This window comes from Pseudobacteroides cellulosolvens ATCC 35603 = DSM 2933 (genome assembly GCF_001262605.1).
Lineage (GTDB): Bacteria > Bacillota > Clostridia > Acetivibrionales > DSM-2933 > Pseudobacteroides > Pseudobacteroides cellulosolvens.
In genome coordinates this window covers 1412501-1438843 of sequence record NZ_LGTC01000001.1, presented here as the reverse complement: position 1 = coordinate 1438843, position 26343 = coordinate 1412501, and the positions used below count along the sequence as shown (strand labels likewise).

Annotated in this window: 19 protein-coding genes (1 of these 19 running past the window's edge); 12 read left to right on the top strand and 7 right to left on the bottom strand. The window is 34.2% G+C overall.

Features of this window, described 5'->3' with window-relative positions; all coding sequences use genetic code 11:
- Positions 1-561 precede the first annotated feature (561 nt).
- The 3 genes from Bccel_RS06020 to ccsA form a co-directional block, all read right to left on the bottom strand.
- Positions 562-1689, bottom strand: coding sequence for a Rid family hydrolase (locus tag Bccel_RS06020; RefSeq protein WP_050753178.1), 1128 nt, complete (start codon positions 1687-1689; stop codon positions 562-564).
- A 160-nt stretch (positions 1690-1849) separates the two neighbouring features.
- Positions 1850-4891, bottom strand: a complete 3042-nt coding sequence (locus tag Bccel_RS06015; protein WP_036945094.1) for a PKD domain-containing protein — start codon at positions 4889-4891, stop codon at positions 1850-1852.
- A gap of 46 nt (positions 4892-4937) precedes the next feature.
- Entirely contained in the window at positions 4938-6842 is a 1905-nt protein-coding gene (ccsA, locus tag Bccel_RS06010; RefSeq protein ID WP_036945097.1) for a cytochrome c biogenesis protein CcsA, read from the bottom strand.
- 321 nt (positions 6843-7163) lie between these two features.
- Between ccsA and Bccel_RS06000 the strand changes: the two genes are divergently transcribed.
- The 6 genes from Bccel_RS06000 (at position 7164) to Bccel_RS05970 (ending at position 16390) form a co-directional block, all read left to right on the top strand.
- Entirely contained in the window at positions 7164-9020 is a 1857-nt protein-coding gene (locus tag Bccel_RS06000) for a hypothetical protein (protein WP_152965944.1), read from the top strand.
- 541 nt (positions 9021-9561) lie between these two features.
- Positions 9562-12510 carry a CotH kinase family protein gene (locus Bccel_RS05995; protein ID WP_050753177.1) on the top strand — a complete coding sequence of 983 codons (2949 nt, stop codon included), beginning with the start codon at positions 9562-9564 and terminating at the stop codon, positions 12508-12510.
- Positions 12511-13215: 705 nt separating this feature from the next.
- On the top strand, positions 13216-13845 hold the full coding sequence (locus Bccel_RS05985) for a TetR/AcrR family transcriptional regulator (RefSeq protein WP_036945101.1): 630 nt from the start codon (positions 13216-13218) through the stop codon (positions 13843-13845).
- Positions 13846-13897: 52 nt separating this feature from the next.
- Positions 13898-14782: an ABC transporter ATP-binding protein gene (locus Bccel_RS05980; protein ID WP_036945102.1), complete on the top strand. Its 885-nt coding sequence runs from the start codon at positions 13898-13900 to the stop codon at positions 14780-14782.
- 5 nt (positions 14783-14787) lie between these two features.
- Positions 14788-15582: an ABC transporter permease subunit gene (locus tag Bccel_RS05975; RefSeq protein ID WP_036945121.1), complete on the top strand. Its 795-nt coding sequence runs from the start codon at positions 14788-14790 to the stop codon at positions 15580-15582.
- A 13-nt stretch (positions 15583-15595) separates the two neighbouring features.
- The gene (locus Bccel_RS05970) at positions 15596-16390 is read left to right on the top strand and encodes an ABC transporter permease subunit (protein WP_036945104.1); all 795 of its coding nucleotides are present in this window, start codon (positions 15596-15598) and stop codon (positions 16388-16390) included.
- A 103-nt stretch (positions 16391-16493) separates the two neighbouring features.
- Here the strand turns inward: Bccel_RS05970 and Bccel_RS05965 are convergent, their stop codons facing one another.
- The 3 genes from Bccel_RS05965 to Bccel_RS05955 all read right to left on the bottom strand — a co-directional run bounded on the left by Bccel_RS05965 (position 16494) and on the right by Bccel_RS05955 (position 18131).
- Complete coding sequence (locus tag Bccel_RS05965) at positions 16494-16805, bottom strand: hypothetical protein (protein WP_036945105.1); 312 nt, start codon at positions 16803-16805, stop codon at positions 16494-16496.
- A gap of 148 nt (positions 16806-16953) precedes the next feature.
- Positions 16954-17484, bottom strand: coding sequence for a protein kinase family protein (locus Bccel_RS05960; protein ID WP_036945107.1), 531 nt, complete (start codon positions 17482-17484; stop codon positions 16954-16956).
- Between the two features lie 98 nt (positions 17485-17582).
- Positions 17583-18131 (bottom strand): histidine phosphatase family protein, encoded by a 549-nt coding sequence (locus Bccel_RS05955; protein WP_036945109.1) that lies wholly within the window; start codon positions 18129-18131, stop codon positions 17583-17585.
- 422 nt (positions 18132-18553) lie between these two features.
- On the opposite strand from Bccel_RS05955, the gene Bccel_RS05950 reads away from it, so the two are divergent.
- A complete protein-coding gene (locus tag Bccel_RS05950; RefSeq protein ID WP_036945110.1) occupies positions 18554-19066 on the top strand; it encodes an RNA polymerase sigma factor in 513 nt (170 codons plus the stop codon).
- Positions 19067-19112: 46 nt separating this feature from the next.
- Positions 19113-20333 (top strand): DUF4179 domain-containing protein, encoded by a 1221-nt coding sequence (locus Bccel_RS05945; RefSeq protein ID WP_152965943.1) that lies wholly within the window; start codon positions 19113-19115, stop codon positions 20331-20333.
- Between the two features lie 95 nt (positions 20334-20428).
- Here the strand turns inward: Bccel_RS05945 and Bccel_RS05940 are convergent, their stop codons facing one another.
- Positions 20429-21352, bottom strand: a complete 924-nt coding sequence (locus Bccel_RS05940) for a GDSL-type esterase/lipase family protein (protein ID WP_050753175.1) — start codon at positions 21350-21352, stop codon at positions 20429-20431.
- 269 nt (positions 21353-21621) lie between these two features.
- On the opposite strand from Bccel_RS05940, the gene Bccel_RS05935 reads away from it, so the two are divergent.
- The 4 genes from Bccel_RS05935 to Bccel_RS05920 form a co-directional block, all read left to right on the top strand.
- Positions 21622-21840 (top strand): hypothetical protein, encoded by a 219-nt coding sequence (locus tag Bccel_RS05935; RefSeq protein WP_036945113.1) that lies wholly within the window; start codon positions 21622-21624, stop codon positions 21838-21840.
- Between the two features lie 352 nt (positions 21841-22192).
- On the top strand, positions 22193-23194 hold the full coding sequence (locus Bccel_RS05930) for a glycoside hydrolase family 11 protein (RefSeq protein WP_081927219.1): 1002 nt from the start codon (positions 22193-22195) through the stop codon (positions 23192-23194).
- Between the two features lie 279 nt (positions 23195-23473).
- On the top strand, positions 23474-24616 hold the full coding sequence (locus Bccel_RS05925) for a glycerate kinase family protein (protein ID WP_036945114.1): 1143 nt from the start codon (positions 23474-23476) through the stop codon (positions 24614-24616).
- 376 nt (positions 24617-24992) lie between these two features.
- Positions 24993-26343, top strand: the 5' portion of a protein-coding gene (locus Bccel_RS05920) for a S8 family serine peptidase (protein WP_036945116.1). The gene runs 530 nt beyond the window's last position; the window shows 1351 of its 1881 coding nt (coding positions 1-1351); its start codon is at positions 24993-24995; its stop codon lies beyond the right edge, outside the window.

The window sequence follows — 26343 nt, the reverse complement described above, 5'->3', positions numbered from 1 at the left end:
AATTTGGATTATTAGTAGGATTTATCCTCAAAGGTTGATTGTATATATTGTTTTGCATATACTGCTGTCGATAAATTGGGCATGTTTGATATATTGAGTACATTAAGTATACCGGGCATGCTGGGTACATATTATTACCTCCTCTAATAATTTCCATTACGTTACATCTTATGTTATTGTATTTAAATCTGTTCCTAAGTAACTATATGTATAACAGTAATTAAAATAACATAATTACTGATTTTACATCAATTTTTAAACTGAGGTATAATCTCGGGTTGCATAAATATCACATCATACAAATGAACAGATTAAATTAATTACAAATTATGTTAACAAATAAATGTGTTAAGTGACCTGCAGTAGTGGGAAGTAATATACATTTTGCTGTTTTTATATAAAAAAGGGCGTTACAAAACTAATTATGGTTTTGCAACACTCCCTTTTTTGAATGTAAGTAATTCTTGATTTTTTACTATATTAAAAGTGCTAATAATCTTACATTTGATATGGGTTACAATTTTTTTATTGGATCTGCGACAGGCTAACTTCTATATTAGTTTATAAAAAAGCCTTGAACTTTTCATCACCATTATTATTTATGGCAACACATTCAATCTCTACTAACCAAAGAGGTCTGCATACTGGAGCAGTAAGCATAACATAAGGAATTGTATCATTAAAACGTTCTTCTATATAATTTTGAATAATTTGATAATCAGAATAATCCCTTAAGTAAACTATCATTACTTTTAGATCATTTAAACTTGCAGAGTATTTAGATAAAAGTGCTTCTATATTTATAAAAGCACGTTCTATCTGCTTTAATACATCAGTCGGAAAAAGTACCAAACCCTTATTGTCTATGCTTGCTGTACCGGAAATATAATAGTGGGATCTGTCGCCATAGACAACTTTCGTTCCACGCTCAAAAGTAACACCATACTCATGTGTAGGATTCATATAATCAGGAACACTCATAAAAACTATTTGTTCACTATTGATACCAATTGATGAAACATAACTTAATTGCACTAATGAAGAAGGTAGAATGCTTTTACCTTCAATTCCTGTTGAAGCAATATAATGTGTATCTTTTGTCATGTTTTCATTTTCAAACCATTTAGTTCTGCATTTAACCATGCCGCTATAATTGTTGTCTATATCACGTACATAAATCCATGTACGTAAAACGTTATCCTTAATATTACCACCTAGATCACTAACCTGGGAAGAAAGTTTATTAAATATGTCATCGGTCTGTTTGCATGAATCTCCTATTATATCAGGTGTAATATTTCCCCACTTTGTTAAATATGCTCCATGTTTAATTGACACCGTATTTTCTTCTACATTTTTTTCTATATCAGCTTCATTTAGAGGCTTACAAAAATATGCTTCAAGAGAAATTTTAGCACCTGAAGCAGGTGCTTGTCCTACCAATATATAAAACATTGAATTATAATTATTAGATAAATACTCTTTTATATAACTTGCCTGATTATATATATCGCTTAAATATATTCTAATATAAATCAAAAATTTTTGCTCCAAACCATTATTTTTGCATATCTCATTATACTTTTCGAATATATTTTCCACTATATCGCTAAACATATAATTCTTATCAGGTATTTCCAACATTAAAAAATATTCAGTACAATTATTTGCATTAAATACTGATATCATATAGGTACCCTCCCTTTATAATCTTAAAAAAGTCTTTGAGTGTCTTACTTGAAATATATTTGTATACAATATAGTCATGATTAAAAATAATTTTCACTATAAAATTTCCTTTATACCTAAAAAACCGAAGGGACATGGCCTTCGGTTTTTTTTTCAGTGTCTATGCTATGGCAGATTTGTTAAAGTTTTTAGCCACAATAATAATATCAGACATATTTATAATGCTGTCTCCATTAATATCGCATGGTGATCCGGGTTTATTGCCATTAAACTCTTTTGCCATCATTATTACATCCGCCATGTTTACTATATTATCCTGATTAATATCACCAGTCAGTGAGCTAACAGTAGCAGTTGATGTAGGGCTAGGACTAGAAGTTGGGTTAGAAGCACCATTGTCAACTTTAACCCTAACGACACCGCTGTCGCTAAGTCCACCTGGATCCGTTACAGTAAGGTAAAACTTTAAAATTGTCGGTGTAGTGACATTTGGTGCGTTAAAAGTTGGATTAGCAATTGAAGTATCGGACAATTCAACTTTCGGACCGCTGGCCTGACTCCATTTATATTTTATTTGATCTTTGTCGGTGTCATCCGATCCTGTTCCATCAAGTGTAACTTTTTGACCGCTCTTTACAGTTTGTGGAGAGCCTGCTACTGCCCATGGTGTATGGTTTGAACTTGCATCCCTTGGTTCAAAGTATACTAATAATACTTTTTTTGTTACGCTACCCTTGTATTTAGGGTAGGAAAAAGCACTTCCACTAGATGCCAGATCCTTTATTTCAAATGTCAGAACGTTTGGACCAGGGAAGTTCTTTGCCATTTCATCTTCTACAGTATAAGTATATACATTATTATTTATAGTTCCTGGGAATTCAGGGTTTTTGCTTATTTCAATCTTGTCTCCATCAGCATCGGTAGCATCAAAGGTCAGCTTCAAAGTGTCACCAGCCTTAACCCTGTATATATTCTTGTTTTTACCGGGGCCGGAACCAGTTGGTGTTAACTGAACCTCTGGCTTGCTGTTTGCTGTAACGGTTATTTTTGCACTCTTTGTTGATGTATTGCCTAACTTATCTTTAACAGTAAATGTAACTGTATGAACACCTACATCTTTCTTTTCTGGTTTAAGCATGTAAATACCAGCAGTGTTCCATGCATTGTTAATTACTTTTCCAAAGCTTCCCTCCATGGAGAATTGAAGATTTTCCGCATTATAGTTTTGAACGGTAAGAGGGAATGCCAATTCCTGGCCTTCATAAACTGAATAACTGGGTATATCATCAAGAACTACGGGACTTTCTGATGAAACTACGTTTATTGTGGTTGATACACTGGTAGTTCCCATACTGCTAGTTCCTGTTAAATTTATTGTATAGGATTTTCCGGCTTGATCTTTAGTAGGTGTCCAGTTAATAGAGTATTCATAATCGTTTGCTGCCCATTTTCCTTTTGTTTCAACCAGCTTTGCTCCGCTAGGAAGGTCTGAGGCAGTAATTTTGATATCTCCATCCTTTGCTTGAGCTCTTATTATCCTTAGAACATATGGTTTTTCTGCAACTGCAGTGTCTGATCCAAATGGAAGGATTACAGGTTTTGTAGGAGCAGGATCGACTAAACTCCAATTAGAAGGACTAAACGGCTTTGCATAACTTGTTGGATTTGTTGGATAAATCCTCCTTATATATGATTTTACAAAATCTTTCTGGCTGGTTGTCATGGCACTCTGCAAGCTGTTATATGATTGTATTAGCCATGTATATCTTTCAGAATCCTTGTTTCCTGTTGGTAAATTATACGAATCGCTATATGGATCCCTCAATTCCTCATCTGGTGCACCAATAGATGCCATCCACTGTCTATATATAAGCTCGAGGAAAGGATTTATAGCTGTCTTCTTATCACCGCTATAATTCATAAAGCCTTCATATGGCCAAGAAACGGCCATTAAATACCATCTCGTTGTATTACCGTAATTTCCAAGAGATTGTGTACCAGGATATGATGCAGCAGTGTAAGTCTTGGAATGGTTCCACAATTCGGTAAAACCTTGAAGTCCGGTTAACATTTGGACATTCTTACCGCCAAAAGTTCCGGCATCATAAGTTTTACAGCCCCAAGGCATTGTAGCAAAGTAAAAATAACTATTAGGCTGAAAACTTCCATTCTTACCTGTAACAAACATTGTGGAATATTGAGTCCATTTGTTTCTATAAAGCTCCCTGGAATGTATTCTTTCTTGTTTGTTTATTCCATAGGAGTCAAGCCAATCCAGATTGGAACCTGGTCCCCATAGTACTGTGTTTTCCTGGTTACCCCATTTCCATTCTCCGTTCCATTTGTTGTTTACACGTTGTGGAAGTCCGTATTCAAAATCTAGGACACCCAACCAACACAGCAGCGAAGTACTATACACAGCTTCCAAATAGTCTTTTGAATGATCGGTTTTTGAGAAATCATGACTTGCAAATTGATATTTTTTGTATATGCTGTTTGCACTATAGCCGAAATAACTTCCCAACCCCTTATTTGACAGCGGCAAACTGTTTAGATTATACCTCTGTTTGTTGAAAAGACTTCTAACTTCATTAACAGCTGCTTTAAGAGGAACCTCATGAGGCATGAATTCCATCCAACTTGCAGTACGGTATGGAACAATTACCTTTTTCATATCATATGTATTCCAAAGATTTTCGATATTGACGTCATCAGGTGTCGGAATTTTATGTCCTGTAAGTGAACCCCAGAAATCTTGATCTCTTGAAAGCACTGGGTTTCCGCCGCCAGGCTCCAGACTTAATGGGCCAGGCTGTAAAAACGGATCATCCTGACTCATAAAAGGGCCGTCATTATTGTATCTGAGATATTCATAAACTTTTTCTCCAATCTCAGGGTCACTTGATGAACCGGCAAATTTTTTGACACTTCCTGCTACTCTTGTGGCACTGAAATCAGGGTCACCAAAATATACCATATCTCTTCCGCTATCGGTATGACAGACTGCACATTTAGCTTCAAACATGGCTTTACCTTCAGCAAGTCTCTTTTCAGAGTATGCATCAGGCTCCATGTAATCAACTGCTACCTTGCCTCCCTTAATCGGGGTTACAACCCCTTCGGAAAAGATTTGTATACTGCTGAAAACAAGCAGTGACAGGATGCAAATAAAAATGATGGATTTTAAAACACGTCTTGCCATAGTATACATTCCTCCTTACTTAGAATAAATAAAATAAAGTAAAAATTTATATAAAATATGCGTTGCCGCATAACTTCTTCCAAAAGAGGAGCAATGAGGCCAAAACCATCAAAATAATACCAGCCCACAAAAGTGAAATCCATTTGAATAATGATACTTTAAAAAGCACACTTCCGTCATCTGATGAATTCTCAACGATAATATATAGATCTTCTTTAAATGAGTGCATTATAAATGCTTCAGAGTGATAAACCTTCTTTTTTTTGTAAAATTGAAGTGATGTGTTTATATCCTTAGTGATTTTTCCGTTATAATAAGATAATCTTGCAGTCCAAGTCTTTATCTTTGGTCCGTCATCAACGGATAAAGATATTAGCTTTAATTTGTGATTTCCTATACTGATTGTTCCATTTTTATCAATTACACTGCTTGTTTCTACTTTCATGCTCCTGGTGCCAATAAAACCAAATGCAATTATTACAATGGAAAGGTGAATTATAAATGTTGTCAAAAAATTAGTGTTGTTAAATAGATTATTTATACTTAATGCGAAGCTTAAGAATATAGAAACCAAACAAAATGCACAAACTGCAAGTGAAATCCTTGTAAATAAAGGATATGATGCGAAGGCTGGAAGGAATACAGTAGCTGCTCCTGATATTAGTGAAATTGAAATGATAAATAGCTTTAATTTGTTTGTTATATGCCTTAATGAGAAAAAAATTGTTGAACTAAGTACAATAATGAGCCCTACAATACCAAAAAGAAAATCATAGGTTTTTTCTGAAATTGATGAACCATCTGAAGAAAACATTGGGTATATAGTCATCAACATAATAATTATTGCCAATATTACCATAAGAAATGGTGGGATATATAGCTTAAAACGATTAAAATCAAATTTGGAGAGTTTATTTTTCTCTCTTTTTCTGAAAACAGCAATAAAAACAGACAAGCATATGATAGTCAAGCTTACCAGTATCACTAAAAAGAATATTTTGCTGCCATGATTTGAGTATGCATGAACCGAGTTGAGAATACCGCTTCTTGCCAAAAAGGTGCCAAAAAGAATTGAGAAAGCGGTTGCAGATATTAAAATGAATAATGGACGGTCATTAATAGTATTGTTTTTTTTCAGATGAAATAAATGTAGGTATGCTGTGGCAAGCAGCCATGTAACCAAAGCTGAATTTTCTATAGGGTCCCAATTCCAGTATCCACCCCATCCAAGTTCGCTATATGCCCATATCCCGCCGCTTACAATACCTGCTGTTAGAATTACCCATCCCAAAAGAGCAACATTTCTTGTAAATTGTAATTCAGAAATTGCAGGCTGTTCGTTCTGATGTTGCTGTACTGCTTGTCCAATAGACCTGGAATAAAGTATTTCATATAGATTGGAAGCAAATGCAGCAAAAAGGCAGGAGTACGAAATCATGACTAACGGAGGATGAAAGACCATACCAATACTTTGAAGGGAAGGGTTGAGGCCAAATCCGTCACTATTTGCACCAACAATTTTAAAGGGGTTATTTATAAAGATCAAAACAACTAGAAATGCTAGATTCAAGATGGTTGTTGTGGCTGTTAAGCACATTAAATATTTATGGTTTTGGTTCTTTTTAAAATAAAATAAACCATAGATAAAAATATAAACAATGGAAATGCAGGTAGCCCATAGGAGGAGAGAACCTGAAGAACTCGACCACAATGCAGAAATTTTGTATATAAGAGGAAGATCACGGTCGGTGTTTTTGAATACATACTCAATGGAAAAGTTGCCACTTATTAAAAGATAAATAAGCACAAAGGATGAAACTATAATAAAAGAACTGGATAAAAGACCTGCCTTAAGTGCAAATTTCGCGTTATTTTTACATTTTATCAGTATAATGCTAAAGATCCCGGCTACTAATGAAGTGATAAGGCTTATATTGCCTAATATATCCATACATTCCTCCAAGCATATGCTATTCCAAAAGCCATTATTTTCCCTAAAATAATTATATATTATAGTATTAAACAAGTCTATTTTCAATTTATGACCTATTTCAACATTGTGGTAAAATAATTCCTTATATGGAAGGTTTGGATCATTATCAAAAGAATAAACTGAGAGATAAAAGATTGAGACAGGCAAAATTCTCAGCAAATATGATGCTGCAGTTCGAATTTACAAGATTGTTACATCTTGTTAATTATATTGTAAATCTCATTTTTTATAATAATAAGGAAAAATAATGTATATAGATATAAGAAAGGAACAACAATCATGAATAAAAAATTTACCTTTATATTGTGTGTATTAGCATTAATGCTTTTATCTTCCTGCAGCAGCACACAAGAGAAAAAAGTAAGTCCAACCAATACTTTAGTGACCAAGAATGTATCAACTGTAAAACCGTCTGTTAGTATTTTGAATGACACCGATACGAGATTTATGGATATTGATACAACAACACTGCCGAAAATTGCCATACCTTTAACGAAATCTCCTGATAATACGACAATCTTTTACATGGAAAGGACAGACAAGGTAGGAAAGACAGATGATAAAACCAAGATTTTAAAAGCTTTAAAAGGTGATACTCACCAGAATATAAATCTTATCGCATTAAATATTTCAACAGGCAAAAAGAATATCATTTCGGAAGGGACACCGTTTATATCCTATTGCAAATGGAACACGATTGGGAATATGGTTGCCTTTTGCGGAGGAGAAAGGCTGACAGTATATGACACTGAAAAAAATAAACTGCTGTTGGAGGACAGTCTTATACATGACAGGGTTACTTACTTTGGCTGGTCTCCCGATGGCAATTCAATTTACACAGAACATTCCAACCTTATAAACGGTACCATATACAATTTCAAAGACGGTAAAACTCTTCACTGCTACGAAACCGATATCAGACTTTATTATAAAGGAACTTACGGCAATAATCGTTATTTTGCAACAGAAAACCTTATAGTAGATGAAGTGGAACAGAAAAAAAGCGGCGGCAGATTGAATGAAAGCAGAACAGTTCTCACCGATAGCACAGGAAATGTTTTGAAATCACTGTCCTGCGGCAGATTTCGGGACTATTATAAAAATGCAGTTTTACAAATAGGTGAATCAGGCTTTGGCCTTCAATATTATGAGGATTTGGAAAAGCCGGAATCAAGGGAAATTACAAAGGAATATGTGTATGATGTGAAATTTGCATTAGGAGGTTACTTCCTTTATACCGTAAAATCTTATGATGTTGAGAAAAATATTTTCATGCTTTGCATTTGCGATGATAAAGGGAATGAAAAGGCCAGAGTACCAGTGACGGGCCCATACATATCCATAACACCTGATGGTGGATCTGCATATACAAGCGGACCGTTAAATGAAATAATTGATTTGGAGTATACTTTAAATAATGTGGAGAAAGTTATTCATGAACAAAATGAGAAAATAGGCAGAATTTACGATGCAGCGAACGAGGAGGTAAAACTTTTTAAAGCTTTGCGTGGAGCTATGGACACATACTTAAAATTCAGAATGGCAGATATAAAGGATTATGATGCAGCAGTGAAATATTATATAAACTCAGAGAATCCTCCCCAAATGGGCTTTTTCGATATTACTACAACATTTAATGATAGAAAGAGCCATTTTATTGGTTCGGATTGCTATGTAACAGATATTTTTATTAGTAAAATGTCTCAAAAAGGCGACAGAGCGTCTGTTGTTGTAAACGGTATCTGCCGTAATTCTGCCGGAGCAGGTTCAGGCGTTGGAAGTGCACTCGAAATGATTAAAAAGGATAGCTCCTGGTATGTTACGGGATTTAGCACATTCCCGGACTCTAAGAAAGCAAAGGATTTAAAAGTCAAGGTAGATAAAATTATTAAGGATATGGAGGACGGAAAATTATTTGAAGGCAAATTTAAGGGAATGGATGTTAGAATCGGTCAGATACAATTCTGGCAAATGAGTGATCCGACACTTTCTACCAATGTTGACCATTCAAATTACTGCAAGGTTTACTTGAAAGTGTTAGAAGGCGGTAAAGAGATGGTTTACAAAATGGTACTTTCAAAAGAAAAATCATGGGCACCTTCTCCTCCGGTAAGTGATAGGCTAAGCTGGCTGTAAAAGTTGTAGGAGAAGGAGCATTCCGTGAGTGCCATAACGCTATTGAAAATACAATTAAAATGACAAGTAAAGTTATTTATGGGTACAGATGTTAGAAATTTTAATATTTGTATCCATTGTTTTTGTAGTATGAAAAATAAGGAATATATTTACATGCTAATGGTAAAATATTTTAAGAAATTTTGAAAAATATGTTTCAATAATTCAAATTTTAATTTATTATTATATTGAGAAGGCACATTTAACCATAAAATTATCTGTTGACTGTTTATTCTACATTTTTGCTACCATACTTCGAATTATATATGTATGAGAATTATTACATATAACAGCATAGTGAATGATTTATCTATATTAAAATCACTATTAATCTTACATTTAGCAGAGTAAAATAACGAATGCTTTAACGGTATTTTGCGATAGATAAACGTAAAAGATTTATTGATTTTAATCTATTATAAGATACTCATTTGATTTATAAAATATAAAACTCCTGAATAAAAATGGTGCTTTCATTTTATTATTATTAAGGGGAGATTATATGAAAAGAGGTTTATCACTTTCTTTAACTGCTTCACTTATTTTGACAGCAGTTACCTCAGGCGTTGGTCTTGATACCACAGCGGATTCGGCACAAGCACTATTTATCAATGAAGTAATGGCTTCAAATGCTACCGTTATAAGAGATGGCGATGTAGAAGACACCAAAGATGGTGCTAAGGGCGGTGCCTATTCAGACTGGATTGAGATTTACAACAACAGCTCGGAATCCATTGATCTTACAGGGTATACAATATCTGACGACGCTGCTTCATGGACTTTTCCAAAAGGAGTTGTTCCTGCAAAAGGTTATTTGCTTGTATGGGCTTCAGACAAAGATAAAGTAGCTATGGACGGACAGCTTCATACCAATTTTAAAATCAGTTCATCAGGTGAAACAATTACATTAAAAATGCCTGATGGAACAGTTGTAGACATGGTTAAAACCTTAAGTACTGCAGATGACCAATCCTATCAGCGAAAGATAGACGGTGTTTCTGAAATGGTCATATCGGCTAAATCAACTCCAAAGTCGGCAAACGTTTTCGTCGAACCTATAGCAGTTATAGGAGAACCTGTATTTTCATACAAGGGAGGCTTTTATAACGATGCTATAAACTTGGAGCTGACTACTACAGAAACTAATGCGAAAATATATTATACCAAAAATGGGTCAGATCCTGTGCCAGGTGCAGCAGGAACATTTGAATATACTGGAAGTATAAATGTTAAAAGCAGGGCAGGAGAAGCAAATGTACTTTCAATGATACAAAATATTTCAGGTGACAAGAATGCTCCCTGGATTGCACCCACTGGAGAAGTGTTTAAGTGCACTACCATTAAAGCAGTTGTTGTAAAATCCGACGGTAAAAAGAGTAAGATTATAACCCATTCATATTTTGTTGATCCCAATATGAAAACCAGATATAATCTGCCTGTTATATCACTGGTAACGGATGAGGCAAATTTATTTGATAATAATACGGGAATTTATGTTAACGGTAACTTCCTGAATGAAGGCCAGGAGTGGGAACGCCCTATGCATATGGAGTTTTTTGAAAAGGATGGAACTTTGGGATTTTCCCATGACAGCGGTGTGAGGCTTCACGGAGGCTGGTCTAGAAAATATCCTCAGAAGACATTCAGGATGTATGCAGAAGGCTATGGTGACACCGATAGTTTCAAATATGATATATTCCCGGGCCTTACAAAGGAAGCTAACGGAAAGAAGCTGAACAGCTTCAAAACCCTGCTTATACGAAATGCAGGAAATGACTGGGCCAGTACTATGATGAGGGACGAAGTAATGCACAAAATTGTATCCCATTTGGATGTTGAAACAATGGCTTACAGGCCGTCGGTTGTGTTCTTAAATGGAGAGTATTGGGGAATTTACAACATACGTGAAAGGTACGATAAGCATTACCTTGCATCTCATTTCAACTTGGAAAAGGACAATGTGGCTATACTGGACTATGTAGCAAACACTACTGAAAAAATTGATGTTCAGGAAGGTACACAAGCTGATGCCGATGCATTCATGAATGACATAACCAACTATCTTAAGTCAAACTCTATAACCCAGAATGCTACCTATGAGCAAATTAAAACAAAAATGGATGTAAGCAATTTTATAGACTACAACATATCGGAAATTTTCTTTGGAAATACCGATTGGCCAGGTAATAATGTGAGTATGTGGAAATACAAAACAGATGATGGAAAATACCATCCTGAAGCACCTATTGGACAAGACGGAAGGTGGAGATGGTTTGTAAAAGACATGGATTTCGGATTAGGGTTATATAATAGCAGCGTTAACCATAACACATTAAATTACGCCACTTTAGAGTACGCTGAAGGAGGAAGAAGCAATTATCCATGGGCGGTATTTCTTCTTAAAACACTTCTACAAAATACTGAATTCAGAAATGAGTTTATAAACAGGTTTGCAGACCATATAAATACTACATTCGATCCGGTGAGAATCAATACGATAGTTGACGAAGCTAAATCAGCCATCGAAGCTGCTATGCCTGAGCACAGCAAACGCTGGAATAAAATTAAGATGACAGCAACAAGGCCTACAGATGCTACATGGTCCAAGGATATTGAGGTAATAAAGTCTTATGCTTCAAACAGGCCTGCAATTGTGAGACAGCATATTGTAAGTAAGTTTGGTACCAACGGTGTGACAGGGACAGCCTCAATAAAATTAAATTCCGTGGCACAACAGGGCTTTATAAGGATAAATTCCTTGGATGTTAAATCAGATACACCGGGGGTGACAAATGCTGAAGCTTGGACAGGTACATATTTTAAGGGCGTTCCCGTTACCATCAAGGCAGTACCGCAGGCAGGCTATAAGTTTGATCATTGGGAAGGAGCAGCCGGGGTGGATGCATCTTCCGATACAATTACCGTAACGCCTTCAGCGAACCTTAACTTAACAGCAGTATTTAAGGTTGATGATGTTGTAACACCTACACCGACTTCATATAAAGTTTCCGGTTATGTAGGTACAGATATTGAGTCAAATGTAAATCTTAATTTGGGATTTTTGGTGGAAATTCCAGGCGGTAATATATCTGCAACAACAGATGCAAATGGATACTTTGAGCTTGCGAATGTTCCTAAAAACACTGCTTTAAGTATTAGGATAAGCAAGAAGGGATTCCTTTTAAGAGAAATAAAAAATATTGATTTATCAAAAGACATACAGATTGCTACTAATGAAGTGCCTTTGATTATGTGGGCAGGAGATATACCGGTAAATGGTGTTGGGGACAACAGTATAAACATGAGCGATGTTATACAAATAGCCAAATCATTTAATGCTATAACCGGTGATGTTAACTATAATATTGATGCAGATATAAATAAGGATAATGCTGTAAATATTAAAGATGTCATAATTCTGGCGAAGCATTTTAATGCATCAGGATACTAATTTATATAATCATGGACTACAGAATATTTTGTGCAAATAAAATATTAAAAAAGGAGTGATTATGGATGTGAATAAGGCTGAGTTATATTATTTTTCGGGTACTGGAAATTCGTTGCACGTTGCTAAAGAACTGCAGAATAGAATACCAATGGTTCTATGTCTTTTCTATCACATATCCTTGAACCTTTGATGACAAAACTAACTAGAAATTCTAATGTTTCAATACCATTTTATACTGATACCAGCTGTATAAAATGTATGATTTGTGAAAAAGTTTGTCTGGTAAAGTTAAAATTAAGGATGGAAATAATATATGGGATAAATCTGTACAGTGCTATTATTGTTATGCTTGTTTTAATTTTTGCCCAACACAGTCAGTTTTACTTGAAAAAAAGTATTTACTGAAGAATGGAAGATACCATCATCCAAGTGTTGACTATAAAGAAATTTGTGCACAGAAAATAAAAGTAAGTAATTAGAAATTATATCTTTATGAAGGCAATTCCATTGTTATTTATTATGGTTTATAAGTGCTCAACCATGGCACTTGTAAACCATTTTGTATTTTAGGAAATGTTAATCTAGTCATTCCTTATTGAATTGTTAAAAAATAATTGACTATATGAGTCAATGGTATTATAATTATATTATTGACTGAGTGGGTCAATAATGTAACAATACTTCCTGTTGAAAGGTGGTTAAACTATTTTTTCAAAATTTTTAAAGTTAAAAAATGAAAAACGTGAACGAATTCTAAATGCGGCTATGAAGGAATTTGCACAAAAGGGATACAAGAATGCATCTACTGATATAATTGTAAAGGAGGCGGCTATTTCCAAAGGAGCATTATTCCACTATTTCAAAAATAAAAAGGGGTTGTTCCTGTTTTTATATGATTATGCAATGGATATTATAAAAAATGAAATTGTTATGAAGTTGAATAAATTAGAAATGGATGTTTTTGAAAGAAGAAAGAAATCTGCACTGCTTAAATTAGAAGTACTAAGAAAACATCCTGAAATGTATGATTTTATATTGGCAGCATACATGGATGGATCCGATGAAGTGAAAAGTGACCTTGAAGACAGAAATAAGGTATTGATTGCATATGGCCAAAGTATACTAAATGAAGGCCTTGATACATCAAAATTCAAGGATGGTATTGATCCACAAAAAGCAATTGAAATTATAAACTGGACCACTGAAGGATTTACAAAAAAGCATATGGAAATGGCTAAAAGCTATTCTTTATATGAACAGAATTTCGAACAATTGATAAAAGAATTGGATATTTATCTGGATACTTTGAAAAAGTGCTTTTATAAAAATGATTAGGAATGGTCAGTCATTTTTAAAATAAAATAATACCTCAAGGGAGGCTTTGGATATGAATGTAATTGAAATTAAAAACCTGACAAAGAGTTATGGCAAGTCCAGGGGAATTATTGATATAAGCTTTAATGTTGAAGAAGGTGAAATATTTGGATTTATCGGGCCGAATGGAGCTGGCAAGTCTACCACAATCAGAACTTTGCTGTCTCTTATATATCCAACCAGTGGTAGTGCTACTATTTTTGGAAAGGATTGTATAAAATTTGCTCCTGAAATTGCAATGGAAATAGGCTATTTACCTTCAGAAGTATTTTATTATGATAAAATGAAGGTTATTGACCTTTTGAATTATTCTGCAAGCTTTTATAAAAAGGACTGCAGTAAAAGGATCAGAGATTTGGCTGAAACAATGGATCTAGACCTGAAGAAAAGAATCGACGATCTGTCCTTTGGAAATAAAAAGAAGGTTGGAATTGTTCAGGGTCTCCTTCATGAGCCTAAGCTGATAATACTTGATGAACCGACAAGCGGCCTTGACCCACTTATGCAGCAGAAGTTTTTTGATTTGCTTTTGGAAGAAAACAAAAAGGGTGCAACAATTCTCATGTCCTCTCATGTTTTAAGCGAAGTTCAGAGGCTTTGCAGCCGGGTTGCAATTATAAAGGACGGCAGGATAATTAAGGTGGAAAAAATGAGTAAGCTGACCGAGAGTAACTACAAGAAGTTTAAGGTTGAAATGATATCCGAAATGGATAAAAATTATTTTAATATAAGTGGTGTGAGTAATCTTGAGGTAAAGGAAAAGACGATCAGCTTTTTATACAAGGGCAACGTCAACCTTATTATGAAAAAGATTTCCGATGTGGAAATATCTAATGTATGGATTGAGGAACCAAGTCTTGAGGAGATCTTTATGCATTATTATGAAAAGGAGGCTTGATGGTAATGAATATATTTCTGCATGAAATAAGGTCATACAGAAAATCGGTGATTATTTGGTCACTGGCTATGACTGCACTGGCTGTCATGTATATATTTATATTTAAAGCTCTTGGAAGTGATATAGAACAGTTTAAAGTCTTTATGCAAAATATGCCGGATGTAGTGAAAAAGGCTTTTAATGTATATATTGAGAGCATTTCAACACTTGAAGGCTTCTATTCCTTTGTGTTTTCCTTTGTTGTACTGTGTGGTGCTATTCAAGCTATGAATCTTGGAACTGCAATTGTATCAAAAGAGATAAGGGACAAAACTGCCGACTTTCTTATGACAAAGCCGGTAAGCCGAATGAGGATCATGACATCAAAGCTAATGGCGTCGTTGCTGTCGCTGATTGCTACCAATATTATCTACCTGGGATTGACTGTATTATCTGCAATAGTTGTGCTTGGGGATTTTAATATGAAGTTATTTATTATGATTTCTCTAACACTTTTCTTTGTTCAGTTGGTGTTTATGGCTATGGGAATTATCATTTCAGTGGCTGTGGGAAAGATAAAATCGGTGATTTCGATATCCCTAAGTACGGTATTTGGGTTTTACATTATAGGTACACTAGGTTCCATTATTGGTGACGATAAAGTAAGGTTTATATCACCATTCAGGTTTTTTGATACGGCTTACATTATAAAAAATGCTGCATATGAAGTTCCTTATGTTACTGTGGCTATAATTTTTATTATTGCTGCTATTGCCGGAAGTTATCTGGTATATATCAAAAAAGACATTCATGCAGTTTAGGGAGGGGCAGCTAATGAATATTTTTATAAGAGAATTAAGAGCACATAGAAAATCGCTCATTATATGGAGTGCAGTTATACTGTTTATGATTATTTCTTCAGTAGGCAAATATTCTGCATATTCAGAATCTGGCCAGTCGATGAATGAGATTTTCGATAAAATTCCTAAAACAATAAAAGCTGTATTGGGAATGGGCAATTTTGATCTTACAACGGTTAGTGGATTTTATGGGATGTTGTATCTGTATCTGATTTTAATGGCTGCCATTCACGCCTGCCTGCTTGGGGCCAACATTATTGCAAAGGAAGAGAGGGATAAAACTACAGAGTTTTTAATGGTTAAGCCAGTTTCAAGATATGGAGTTATAACAGCAAAGCTTCTTGCATCGCTTTTTAATGTTGTAGTGTTTAATATTGTTACATTGGTACTTTCAATAGCAATAATGGGGAAATATGCTAAAGGTGAGTCTATAACAGGTGATATATTTATGTTGATGGGCGGTATGTTTATACTGCAACTGATATTTTTGACCATAGGTACAGGTATTGCAGCTGCAAGCAAGCGGCCAAAAGCTGCTGGGTCAATTGCTACAGTTATACTTCTTGTTTCATTTATTCTTTCATCGGCTATAAGTATGACTAACAGTATTGAATTTTTGAAATATATTACGCCATTTAAGTATTTTGATGCTGAAAAGCTTATGGGTGGAGGATTTGATCCTGTATTTTTGATTTTGTCATTAATTATTATTGCCGGAATGGTTTGTGTAACCTATGTGTTTTACAAAAAGAGAGATTTGAAAGTTTAATATTTATGTTGCAAAATAAAAAAGCTTCTTAAGAACCCGAAATCAAGAAGCTTTTTTATTTTGTATTATGACCTGATCTTATGATTATTATTAAAATTATATGTTAATAACTACCAGGCGTTTCTTGGTTAAGAGAAACAATACGCAAAGAATTTTCAAACCGTTCAGTATTAATATTCGATAGGAACTCATTCATATAAACTAATGCATATTGCAATTTATTTTCATCATTGGTTAAATCAATCTCTCCTGCCCACATGCGGTCATGAAAACCTCTAAAATCATTATCAGTATCTATTGTGATCGGTACGCTTTTAGAAGCAAATAGCATGAATACAGCAGTATAACGCATATGGAGCAACTGCCTTGCAAGAAAAAATATGGCTCTTGTATACTCATCAGGTTCTTCGCCCAAATAAGCTTTAAGATATTGAACCTCATCTTCATTATTACTGATAACAAAATTAGCTATAATTGCTAAATCAAAATAACGGTCGTTTAAGAATGCTGCCTCCCAATCAATAAGCCAGCACTATCACCATCAAATATTATGTTTTCCGGCTTTAAGTGTTATGGCACGAAACTAAATTATTTGGATCATATGGATAGATACTATTGATGAGGTTATAAGTTTTTATTAATTGGTCAGTCAACTTGTCGGGAGTAAATTTTGCTGTCTGAAACAGTTGTACCATTCCATCCATTACTTCGTTATTATTTAGTTTATGAAATGGAGGCAGAGAGTGCAGCTTGCTTAGAAGTTTAGGAATTATCACCCTTGCTTTGTTTATGGGAAATGTCTTATACTCTATAAAATCAGTGATAGAAATTTTGTCCTGTGAATTTAGATACCGGATTTTTGGTGCTATTCCGACTTCTGCACCTGCTTTCATATATTCATAATATTTCGCAGGAGCACTAAGTTCATCGGTACGTGCTACTTTCAATAAATAAGGAGTGCCTTTTACAACTATCCTGTATGTGAGTGCATTTGACAGACCTTTGGTCATATCTTTAATCTCGTCATAACCACTTACTCCAAAAGCCGATTGTAATGCGTTCTCTATGACATTTTTCTTGTTTTCAGGGATCATACTTACCTCCTAAGCAGCAATATTTATATAAGATTACCATTTTTTCATTACTATAAACAGCCTAGTAGTTAGAATTTATATTTGTTATAATATCTTCATTAATGTCTTGGCAAATTTACTAAATCCGTCAAAGACAGTTTAGCAACAATTTCATAACCATTTCTCTGTCCTAATGGCCTAATAACTACCGTTCCCATATTTGGAATTTGACCCAAACCAATCCCTTCCGGGAAACTATGGGCAATAATAACCTTATTACTACCATATGGAGGTATAACTTCCAGTCTTGACTTAAGAGTACTCAGTATTCTTTGCCGCTCTACATCAAAGAGATTTCCACTTAGTCTATAAACTTCAAACCAAAATGGATCGATTTGGATACCTGCACTTCCTAAAGCCAATTGTGCCGTTTCTATAGCTCTACAAAATGGGCTCGTCAAGATGGGATAGCTAATAGGAATTCTCAAATTACGAAGAATATGCCCATAATAAATTGCTTGTCTTCTTCCCATTTCAGAAAGATTTCTTTGAGTAAAGCAATATAGAAAATCAAGGTCAGGTTGATCTTCTCCAACTGTTGCTTCCCCATGCCTAGCATACAGTATAAATCCTCCATATCTTAATAAATCAAATAGAGATGTATTCAATTTAATCTCTCCTTCACAAGGATTACTTTCTATATTAAAAATGTTAATAATCTTCATAGATATTAACAAACGGTTCAACATAATTAAAATCAGGATTAATCTTCATTTGACAGAGCAAAATATCGAACGGTTTTAACGTTATTTTGTGATTGACAAACAGTAAGATTAATTGACTTTAATAGAGTTTCGACAGACAAATATAATAATTTATCAATTTTAATATAGTTTAATAATAATGTACGATAATTACCTTGTATTTGTGTATACAGTCTGAAGATCTTACTAATATGATCAGGAGAATTGACGGACTGGAAATATGGTGAAACAATTTATTTTAATAAATAAAAATAGAATAAAAATTTCTGAAATATCCATAAAATTGAACTCTTTAAACGTTTATAATTGTAGGGAGGTGATTTCTTATATTTAATAATTTAGAAAAAAACATAAATAGAATTGCAGGAGGAGATAAGAGCGGGCTTAAGAGTATTTATAATGATTTTAAACATGCCGTTTATAGCTTGGCTTATACTATCTTAGGAGATAAATATCTAGCAGAAGATGTATCCCATAATGTTTTTTTGAAAATACTCTCAAGTGCTTCATCATACAAAACAGGAACAAGTCCAAAAGCTTGGATAATGCAAATTACCAGAAATACTGCAATTGACGAATTAAGAAAAAAACGAGATATCACTACCGACTTTGAAACAAATAATGATAATGCACTAATATATAAGGAGAATTATGATAAAAAAATAATAGTATTTACTGCTGTAAATACACTTGAATTTGAACAAAGACAAATCGTTGTAATGCATGTAATCGCCGGATTAACGTTTAGAGAAATAGGAGAGTTGTTGAATCAACCAATTGGAACAGTTGCGTGGAAATATCGTACATCAATTAATAAACTTAAGGTGATATTAAAATGATATTGGAAGAGAGATGAAATGTATGTTGTTTTTTTTTAGAAGGAATTTGAAAAAAGAAGCAAAAGATATTACACCTGAATACTGGGAAAGATTGAGTAAAGAAATTGGTATTGATGAATCCCATAATCGTAAGTTTGTTTTGAGACCAGTCTTTGTAGTAATAACAGTGTTGTTTATTCTTATAGGATCTATTAGTGTATATGCAATTGGTAATTGGAATATCGGTTATTATATCAGCTTGGTGTTTGGCAATAATTCTAGTATTGTAAGTGGAAATATCATTAATCAAGCTTCTGAAATGGAGGGAATAGAATTAAATGTAAATGCTTTACTGAGGGAAGAGGATAATATAATTCTATTTTATACCCTTACAGATAAGGAAAAAAAAATATTTACAGATAGAGCTTTTTTAAGTAATTGTGTATTAAATGTAAATGGTAAAAGTAATTTTGGAAGAAGCAGTATGTATGAAACTAAAAACGGTGTCCCCAATTATATAGTTTTCAACTACGATTCACTCAGCTTGAAAAAAGGTAAAAATGCAAATTTAGAATTTAAAGTGAATAGCCTTCGTTTACCAGAAAGATCAAATAAACACATGCTGCCATTAGATACTTCAAATTATACTCTGGATAATACCTCCGGAATGCAACTTGAAAAGATCGAAACTATAAATCATTTTGTAAAAGTTTCTATTAGAGTGCCAAAAAACCACATTATAAATATCCCTATTATAAAAAACAAAATTACGGGTAAAGAATATATTTCTCAATCAGATAGCATTCATAATAGTGATCAGGAGAATTTTAACTTATATTTAATGACATATGGACCTCTAGATACTTCTAATAAAGAGGATTATGAATTAATTATAAATACAGAAAAAGTATATAATTTCAGCAAGCCTTTAAGTGTAAAATTTGATACCAAGTTTGAAGATCTACCAAGGAAAGTACCGATCACCTCAAATTTGTATGTGTCATCGGCCTTAGTTAAGTCAGTAAATGTTTACCAAATGAGTGTAATGATTGAACTTGTTAATCCAATAAATGGTATAGTCCAAGAAGATGAAATGTTTTTAAAGAAACAGATTCAAATTAGCTATGATGACGGAACAACCATAAATAAAATTTCAGATATTATGTCATCACCTGAAGTCAATAATGGTGAATTCAGGTATTGTGTTATGTTTAGCTCGCCTATTGATTATACAAAAAAGCCTATACTTAAAATTGGCGATTTAAATATTCCGATTTATAAAAATTAACTGGTGCTATGGATTTTAGATATTTAAATTGAGAAACACTTGAGCGTTGAGATAGGTTTGAAACCGAACTGTTATATCCATATACATAACATCTTCTACACAACAGTATTGAATTTAGATGCAATCAGCACTATATCAGAAATGTTTATAGCTCCGTCTCTATTCAGATCGTATGCATAAACATATTTTGAATCACCACTTACTGAATTAAATACCTTTGCTAAAATTATTACATCTGCCATGTTTATAGCACCGTCATGATTTACATCAAGACTGTTCACATATGGTGTTGGTGTGCTTGCCGATTTACTGGTCGGTGTAGCTGAAGAAGAAGGGCTAATGACATTTTTTAATGCGGCAAACCACTTATCAGCCATTTTTATACAACCATTGTCATTTGGGTGCACACCATCATAAGTATCAGTCTTTGTATCAAATCCGGTATATTGGTCTACTACTATAATGGGAGATTGGCTTGTAGACAATCCTTTAGCCCAATCATCGATTCTGGAATTCAGATCGAGTACATTGTTGTTAGCTGATTCTCCAGAACCAGATGGATGCATGGGTATTATTTTTGCCACCATGATTTTCATATTAGGGTTATTTGCTCTCATTTGACCGACTAGTGTTGTGAAAGCAGGTATAATCTGAGGTACAAGGTTGTTGCCCCAACTATCGTTTGTTCCTAAATGCATTATAACTATTTCAGGATTTGTAGCCGACAGCCAAGTTTTCAAATTTCCCGAACTTGCCATGTTAATGGCACCAATTCCGCTATGCCCCTCATGTGCGGTTAAATAATATTGCGACCCTACAAATTCAACATTATAACTGCTGCTTGTTAAGTTTGACAAAAGTAAATCACGCCAGTTGCCACATGCCGTAATTGAGTCACCTAAAGGCATTATCTTGATTGGCATCTCTGCTGAAAAAACACTGTTATGAAAAGCAGAAACAGTAGATAGGATTGTAATGATTACCATCACTACTGATAAATTTTTAAACTTCCTAGCCATTAAAATCATCCCTTCATAAAATTGAAATTGTTCTGTTATTGAATATCTTTATATAATATAAATTCGAAATCAATTGAATTTTTAAGCTGGTTTATTAAAAATTACTTTTCTACTTTGTAATAAGGCACGATTGAAATATTAATTCCCGTTTTGAGCAAGTTATATTTTCAATATGACTAAGGAAACAATTGTCTTGATATGTAAATATATTTATTATAATATTGATAATATACTGAAAAAAGAATTATAAGGGGGATAATAAAATCAGCTTGATAGTATATGACGGTAATCCGGCAATCCACTTATATAAAAGGTTTGGGTTTGAGGTTGTCCAAGCCATTGAGACAAAAACACTAGGTAAAATCATGGGCAGTGATTACCATACACATCTTCTTATGGAAAAAATAATTCAGGTTAAATCAGACACAAATTCCGATATTATAAGTCAAACTCAAAATGAATCAAGGAAGATGTTTTGCAATAAATAAAAATGTAAAATGATTATTGCAAAACATATAGCTTATATTTCTTTATGTAAATAAATGGGCAGAGAGTGATCGAATGATTAATCTGTCCATTTATTGTATTGTTTATTTTCATATAAAGCCGTTCCGATTCTTTAACCAGATCATTTGATATAAATTCGTCCCAAAATTATAGTAAAGTTAATCCGTGTAAATACAATTTGAAATATGATATATTATAAATATATTCCATTATATTAAGAGGGTTAATAATTTAAATATTAATCACTTTTAATATAATATAAAATTTACAGAAGGAAGGTGAAATTTTTTAATTAAACAAAAATTACAATAACGTTAGAAAGGAGAGTGTTAAATGAAACAAAGAATGAAGGCAGTTTTTTCAGTTTTAATGTGCTTGACCATCATGTTTAGCCTGTTCGCAGTAGACGTATATGCAGGACCGACGTTAACCAATAATGCGACTGGCACTTTTGAAGGCTACGACTATGAATACTGGAAGGATAACGGGACCGGAACCATGACTCTCAATGGTGGTGGTACGTTCAGCTGTTCATGGAGTAACATCAATAATATATTATTCCGTACAGGAAAGAAACTCGGCTCGACCAAGGCATGGCAGGATTATGGAGGCATATCAATAGACTACGCCTGCAACTATCAGCCAAATGGTAATTCATATATGGCTGTCTATGGTTGGACAAAAGATCCGCTTGTAGAGTATTACATTATAGATAGCTATGGCACTTGGAAGCCACCGGGAAATAATATACCGTTAAAAGGTACCATTACCGTTGACGGTCGTACATATGAAGTATATGAGAATACTAGAACAGGACCTTCAATTATTGGTAATACAACTTTCAAGCAGTATTGGAGTATTTGTACACAGAAAAGGACAAGCGGGGTCATATCTGTTAGCAAACACTTTGAAGAGTGGGAAAAGAAAGGTATGAAGATGGGGAAGATGTATGAAGTCTCCATGGTGGTAGAGGGATGGCAAAGTCAGGGTAAAGCCGACATGACTAAAATGAATATTAATTTCGGCACTCCGTCTCAGAATCCAACTCCAACTAAAGCACCAACGCCTACTAAAGTACCACCAACACCTACTAAAGTACCACCAACACCTACTAAAGTATCACCTACAAATACAAAAGTTCCAACAAATCCTGTGATAAGTGCTGATATTAATAATGATGGTGTTGTAAACATGGCAGATGTTATTTTACTTGCTACTAAATTTAATAGTGTAAAAGGCGATTCAAAGTTTGTTGATAATTATGACTTAACAAGAGATGGATCAATAAATATGGCAGATGTATTAATGATTGCAGTTAAGTTTAGTAAAAGTTAATATAATTTAACAAAGTGGGTTGTTGCAAAATAGCATATAATCATATTATATAGTGCAGAATTTTAAGATAAAGCACAGAATATCGTGATTAAATGTGATTTATGCAACACCCCTTTTTAATGCTTAGAAAAGTGTGGCATATTTTAACAGTTTATTTGCTGTGAGGATATTGTAACTCAAGGCCGTGAAGGTATATCAGCATTGGCAGGTGCACTCCTTTAGGCAAAGTACTGGTATTTCTGGTGGGATTAATGAAGTATAAAGGTAGAGTGATGTGTAATGAAAAAAGTTGTGGTAATTCCCGATTCATTTAAAGGCACTCTTAGTTCTACAAAGATATGTGAGGTTGTGGGTGCAAAAGTGAAAGAATACTTTCCAGACTGTGAAGTTGTTTTGATACCTGTAGCTGATGGCGGTGAGGGAAGTGTAGAGTGCTTCTTGAATGCATTAGGCGGTAAAAAGGTTTATGTCAAAGCTAAAAACCCGTTTTTTGAAGACATAGATTCATTTTACGGATTAATTGAAAATGGAAGCACTGCAGTAATAGAGATGTCAGCTTGTGCTGGATTACCGCTGGTTGAGGAGCGAAAGAATCCTCTGAAAACTACTACTTATGGTGTTGGGCAATTAATTCTAGATGCTGCAGCTAAAGGTGTAAAGAAGATAATTGTGGGACTTGGTGGAAGCAGTACAAATGACGGCGGGTGCGGAGCAGCATCAGCAATTGGAGTTAAGTTTTACAATAATAAAGGTGAGGATTTTATTCCTGTTGGTGAAACGCTCTGTGAAATTGAAAGAATTGATATGTCAAGCAAAATTGATATTATAAATGGAATTGAAATAGTCACTATGTGCGATATTGACAATCCAATGTACGGACCAACGGGTGCGGCCTACGTATTTGCACCACAGAAGGGTGCAGATCATGAAATGGTAAAGCTCCTGGACGAAGGTATAAAATGCCTTTCTCAAAAAATTAAAAAAGATTTAAACAGAGATGTGAGTAAGGTACCGGGGTCTGGGGCGGCTGGTGCAATGGGAGCAGGAATGATGGCGTTCTTTGGCTCAAAGCTTCAATTGGGAATAGAAACTGTTCTTGATACAGTGAATTTTAATTCTGTGATTACAGATGCAGATATGATATTTACAGGTGAAGGTAGGATCGATTGCCAAAGCCTGAGGGGAAAGGTTGTAATTGGAGTGGCAAAAAGGGCACAAAAATACAATGTTCCACTTGTTGTTATAGCTGGTGGAGCTGACTATGATATAGATGAAATATATAATTTTGGCGTAACCTCTATTTTTACAATAAACAGGCTGCCGGAAGCTTTTGAAACAATTCGCTATAAAAGTATGGAAAATATGGAGTTTGCTGTTGAAAACATATTGCGCCTGATCAAAAGAATAAAAGCCAATAAATGAAAGGCAATTCTATTTACTCATGACCAAAAAATAACTTCCGCTATAAATTTCGCTCATGTGTTGACTTAACTCGTCAACACCCGCGTAGAAAGATGAAGTACAGATCACCTGACAAATCAAAAATATCAGTCAAATATCATAGAGATTTACCAGTAAATCTCTAATCTTGTATCAACATTTAAAGATTTGATAAGCACACCAATGAAATATACTATACCTCAATAAACTTTCAACTTTTTTCACTAATTATTCAATTTATTTCAATATTTGCTAATTCCATTTGCTATATAATAGGTGTCAAGAAAAGTTTCTTTAGAACTACAACACAAGCATAAGATTTTAGTATGAAAACGTATTTATTAAGGAGGTTATGTAAATGAGTTTCAAAAAGAATATGGCAAAAGTCTTGGCTGTAACAACATTAGTAACTGGCGTGCTTTACGGAAGTCAGCTTGTATTTGCAAATGGTAAGTGTACTGAAGCAGAAAGTAATATCAAAAGTAAAAGTTCGGTAAAATTTGCTGAAGGAAGGGTGGTTGTAGTATTTAAAGAAGGATATGATGTTGCTGCTGATAGTAAAGAATTAAAAAATATAGGAGTTAAATCATTCCAAAATTTAAGAAAAGCAAAGGAAACCGGCAAAACTGACAGAAATAGCTCTAAGGAAAAGAAAAGCAAGAAAACACTCCTTCTATCGTTAGAAGATAAGAGTAGGGAAGGTGTCTTAAAGGCGGTTAAAGAGTTAAATAAGCAGCCTAATGTTGTATATGCAGTGCCGGATTTTTTAATAGAATTTTCAAGCACTACACCTAATGATGTAAATTATGATGCTCTTTATGGAATGAATAAAATTGGGGCACCTCAAGCTTGGGACAAATGTACAGGAAGTAATGAAGTAGTAGTAGGAGTTATAGATACCGGCATAGACTATAACCATCCTGATCTGATTGACAATATTTGGACAAATCCTGGAGAATCTGGATTTACATCAGATGGAAAAAGAAAAGAAACTGACGGTGTAGACAATGACGGGAATGGCTATATTGATGATGTACATGGATTTGATTTTGGTGAGACAACTGAGTTTATAAATGATCCTGATCCAATGGATGAGAGTATTGACGGACATGGAACTCACTGTGCAGGAATAATTGCAGCAAAGGGTAATAACGGAATTGGTGTAACTGGGGTAACATGGAATACAAAAGTTGCTGCTCTTAAAATTGCGAAAAAAAATAATAGTAACTATATAGCATATTATTCAAGTGCTGTTAAGGCAATAGATTACGCAACTGCTATGGGATTTGATATTACAAGCAATAGCTGGGGCGTTGAAAAAGTCAGGGTTGATATGTTAAATTTGAATTCAGAGTGGAATGAATTATCTCCGTTACTAGAAGCCGCAGTAGCTGATGGAGGCTTGTTTGTTACATCAGCTGGTAATAGGTGTGCAAACCTTGATACATCCCCAAACTATCCAGCATGCTATGATTTGGATAATATAATTGTCGTTGCGAATTCCGATGTTAATGATAAACTTGATTCCAGCTCTAATTGGGGTAATAATTCAGTTGATCTTGCAGCTCCTGGTTCTTCAATTTATAGTACTATCCCAGGAGGAAAATATGGCTACCTTAGCGGTACTTCTATGGCTGCACCTCATGTAGCGGGTGCTGCGGCACTTCTGTTATCTGCAAATCGATCATTAACTACATCACAGTTAAAAC

Excerpts from the sequence above, each read along its gene's own strand:
- Bccel_RS05940 (WP_050753175.1), bottom strand. The coding sequence starts at position 21,352 with ATGGCTAGGAAGTTTAAAAATTTATCAGTAGTGATGGTAATCATTACA.
- Bccel_RS06020 (WP_050753178.1), bottom strand. The coding sequence starts at position 1,689 with ATGATATCAGTATTTAATGCAAATAATTGTACTGAATATTTTTTAATG.
- Bccel_RS05980 (WP_036945102.1), top strand. The coding sequence starts at position 13,898 with ATGAATGTAATTGAAATTAAAAACCTGACAAAGAGTTATGGCAAGTCC.
- Bccel_RS05925 (WP_036945114.1), top strand. The coding sequence starts at position 23,474 with ATGAAAAAAGTTGTGGTAATTCCCGATTCATTTAAAGGCACTCTTAGT.
- Bccel_RS05995 (WP_050753177.1), top strand. The coding sequence starts at position 9,562 with ATGAAAAGAGGTTTATCACTTTCTTTAACTGCTTCACTTATTTTGACA.
- Bccel_RS05970 (WP_036945104.1), top strand. The coding sequence starts at position 15,596 with ATGAATATTTTTATAAGAGAATTAAGAGCACATAGAAAATCGCTCATT.
- ccsA (WP_036945097.1), bottom strand. The coding sequence starts at position 6,842 with ATGGATATATTAGGCAATATAAGCCTTATCACTTCATTAGTAGCCGGG.
- Bccel_RS05960 (WP_036945107.1), bottom strand. The coding sequence starts at position 17,484 with ATGATCCCTGAAAACAAGAAAAATGTCATAGAGAACGCATTACAATCG.
- Bccel_RS05930 (WP_081927219.1), top strand. The coding sequence starts at position 22,193 with ATGAAACAAAGAATGAAGGCAGTTTTTTCAGTTTTAATGTGCTTGACC.
- Bccel_RS05975 (WP_036945121.1), top strand. The coding sequence starts at position 14,788 with ATGAATATATTTCTGCATGAAATAAGGTCATACAGAAAATCGGTGATT.
- Bccel_RS06000 (WP_152965944.1), top strand. The coding sequence starts at position 7,164 with ATGAATAAAAAATTTACCTTTATATTGTGTGTATTAGCATTAATGCTT.
- Bccel_RS06015 (WP_036945094.1), bottom strand. The coding sequence starts at position 4,891 with ATGGCAAGACGTGTTTTAAAATCCATCATTTTTATTTGCATCCTGTCA.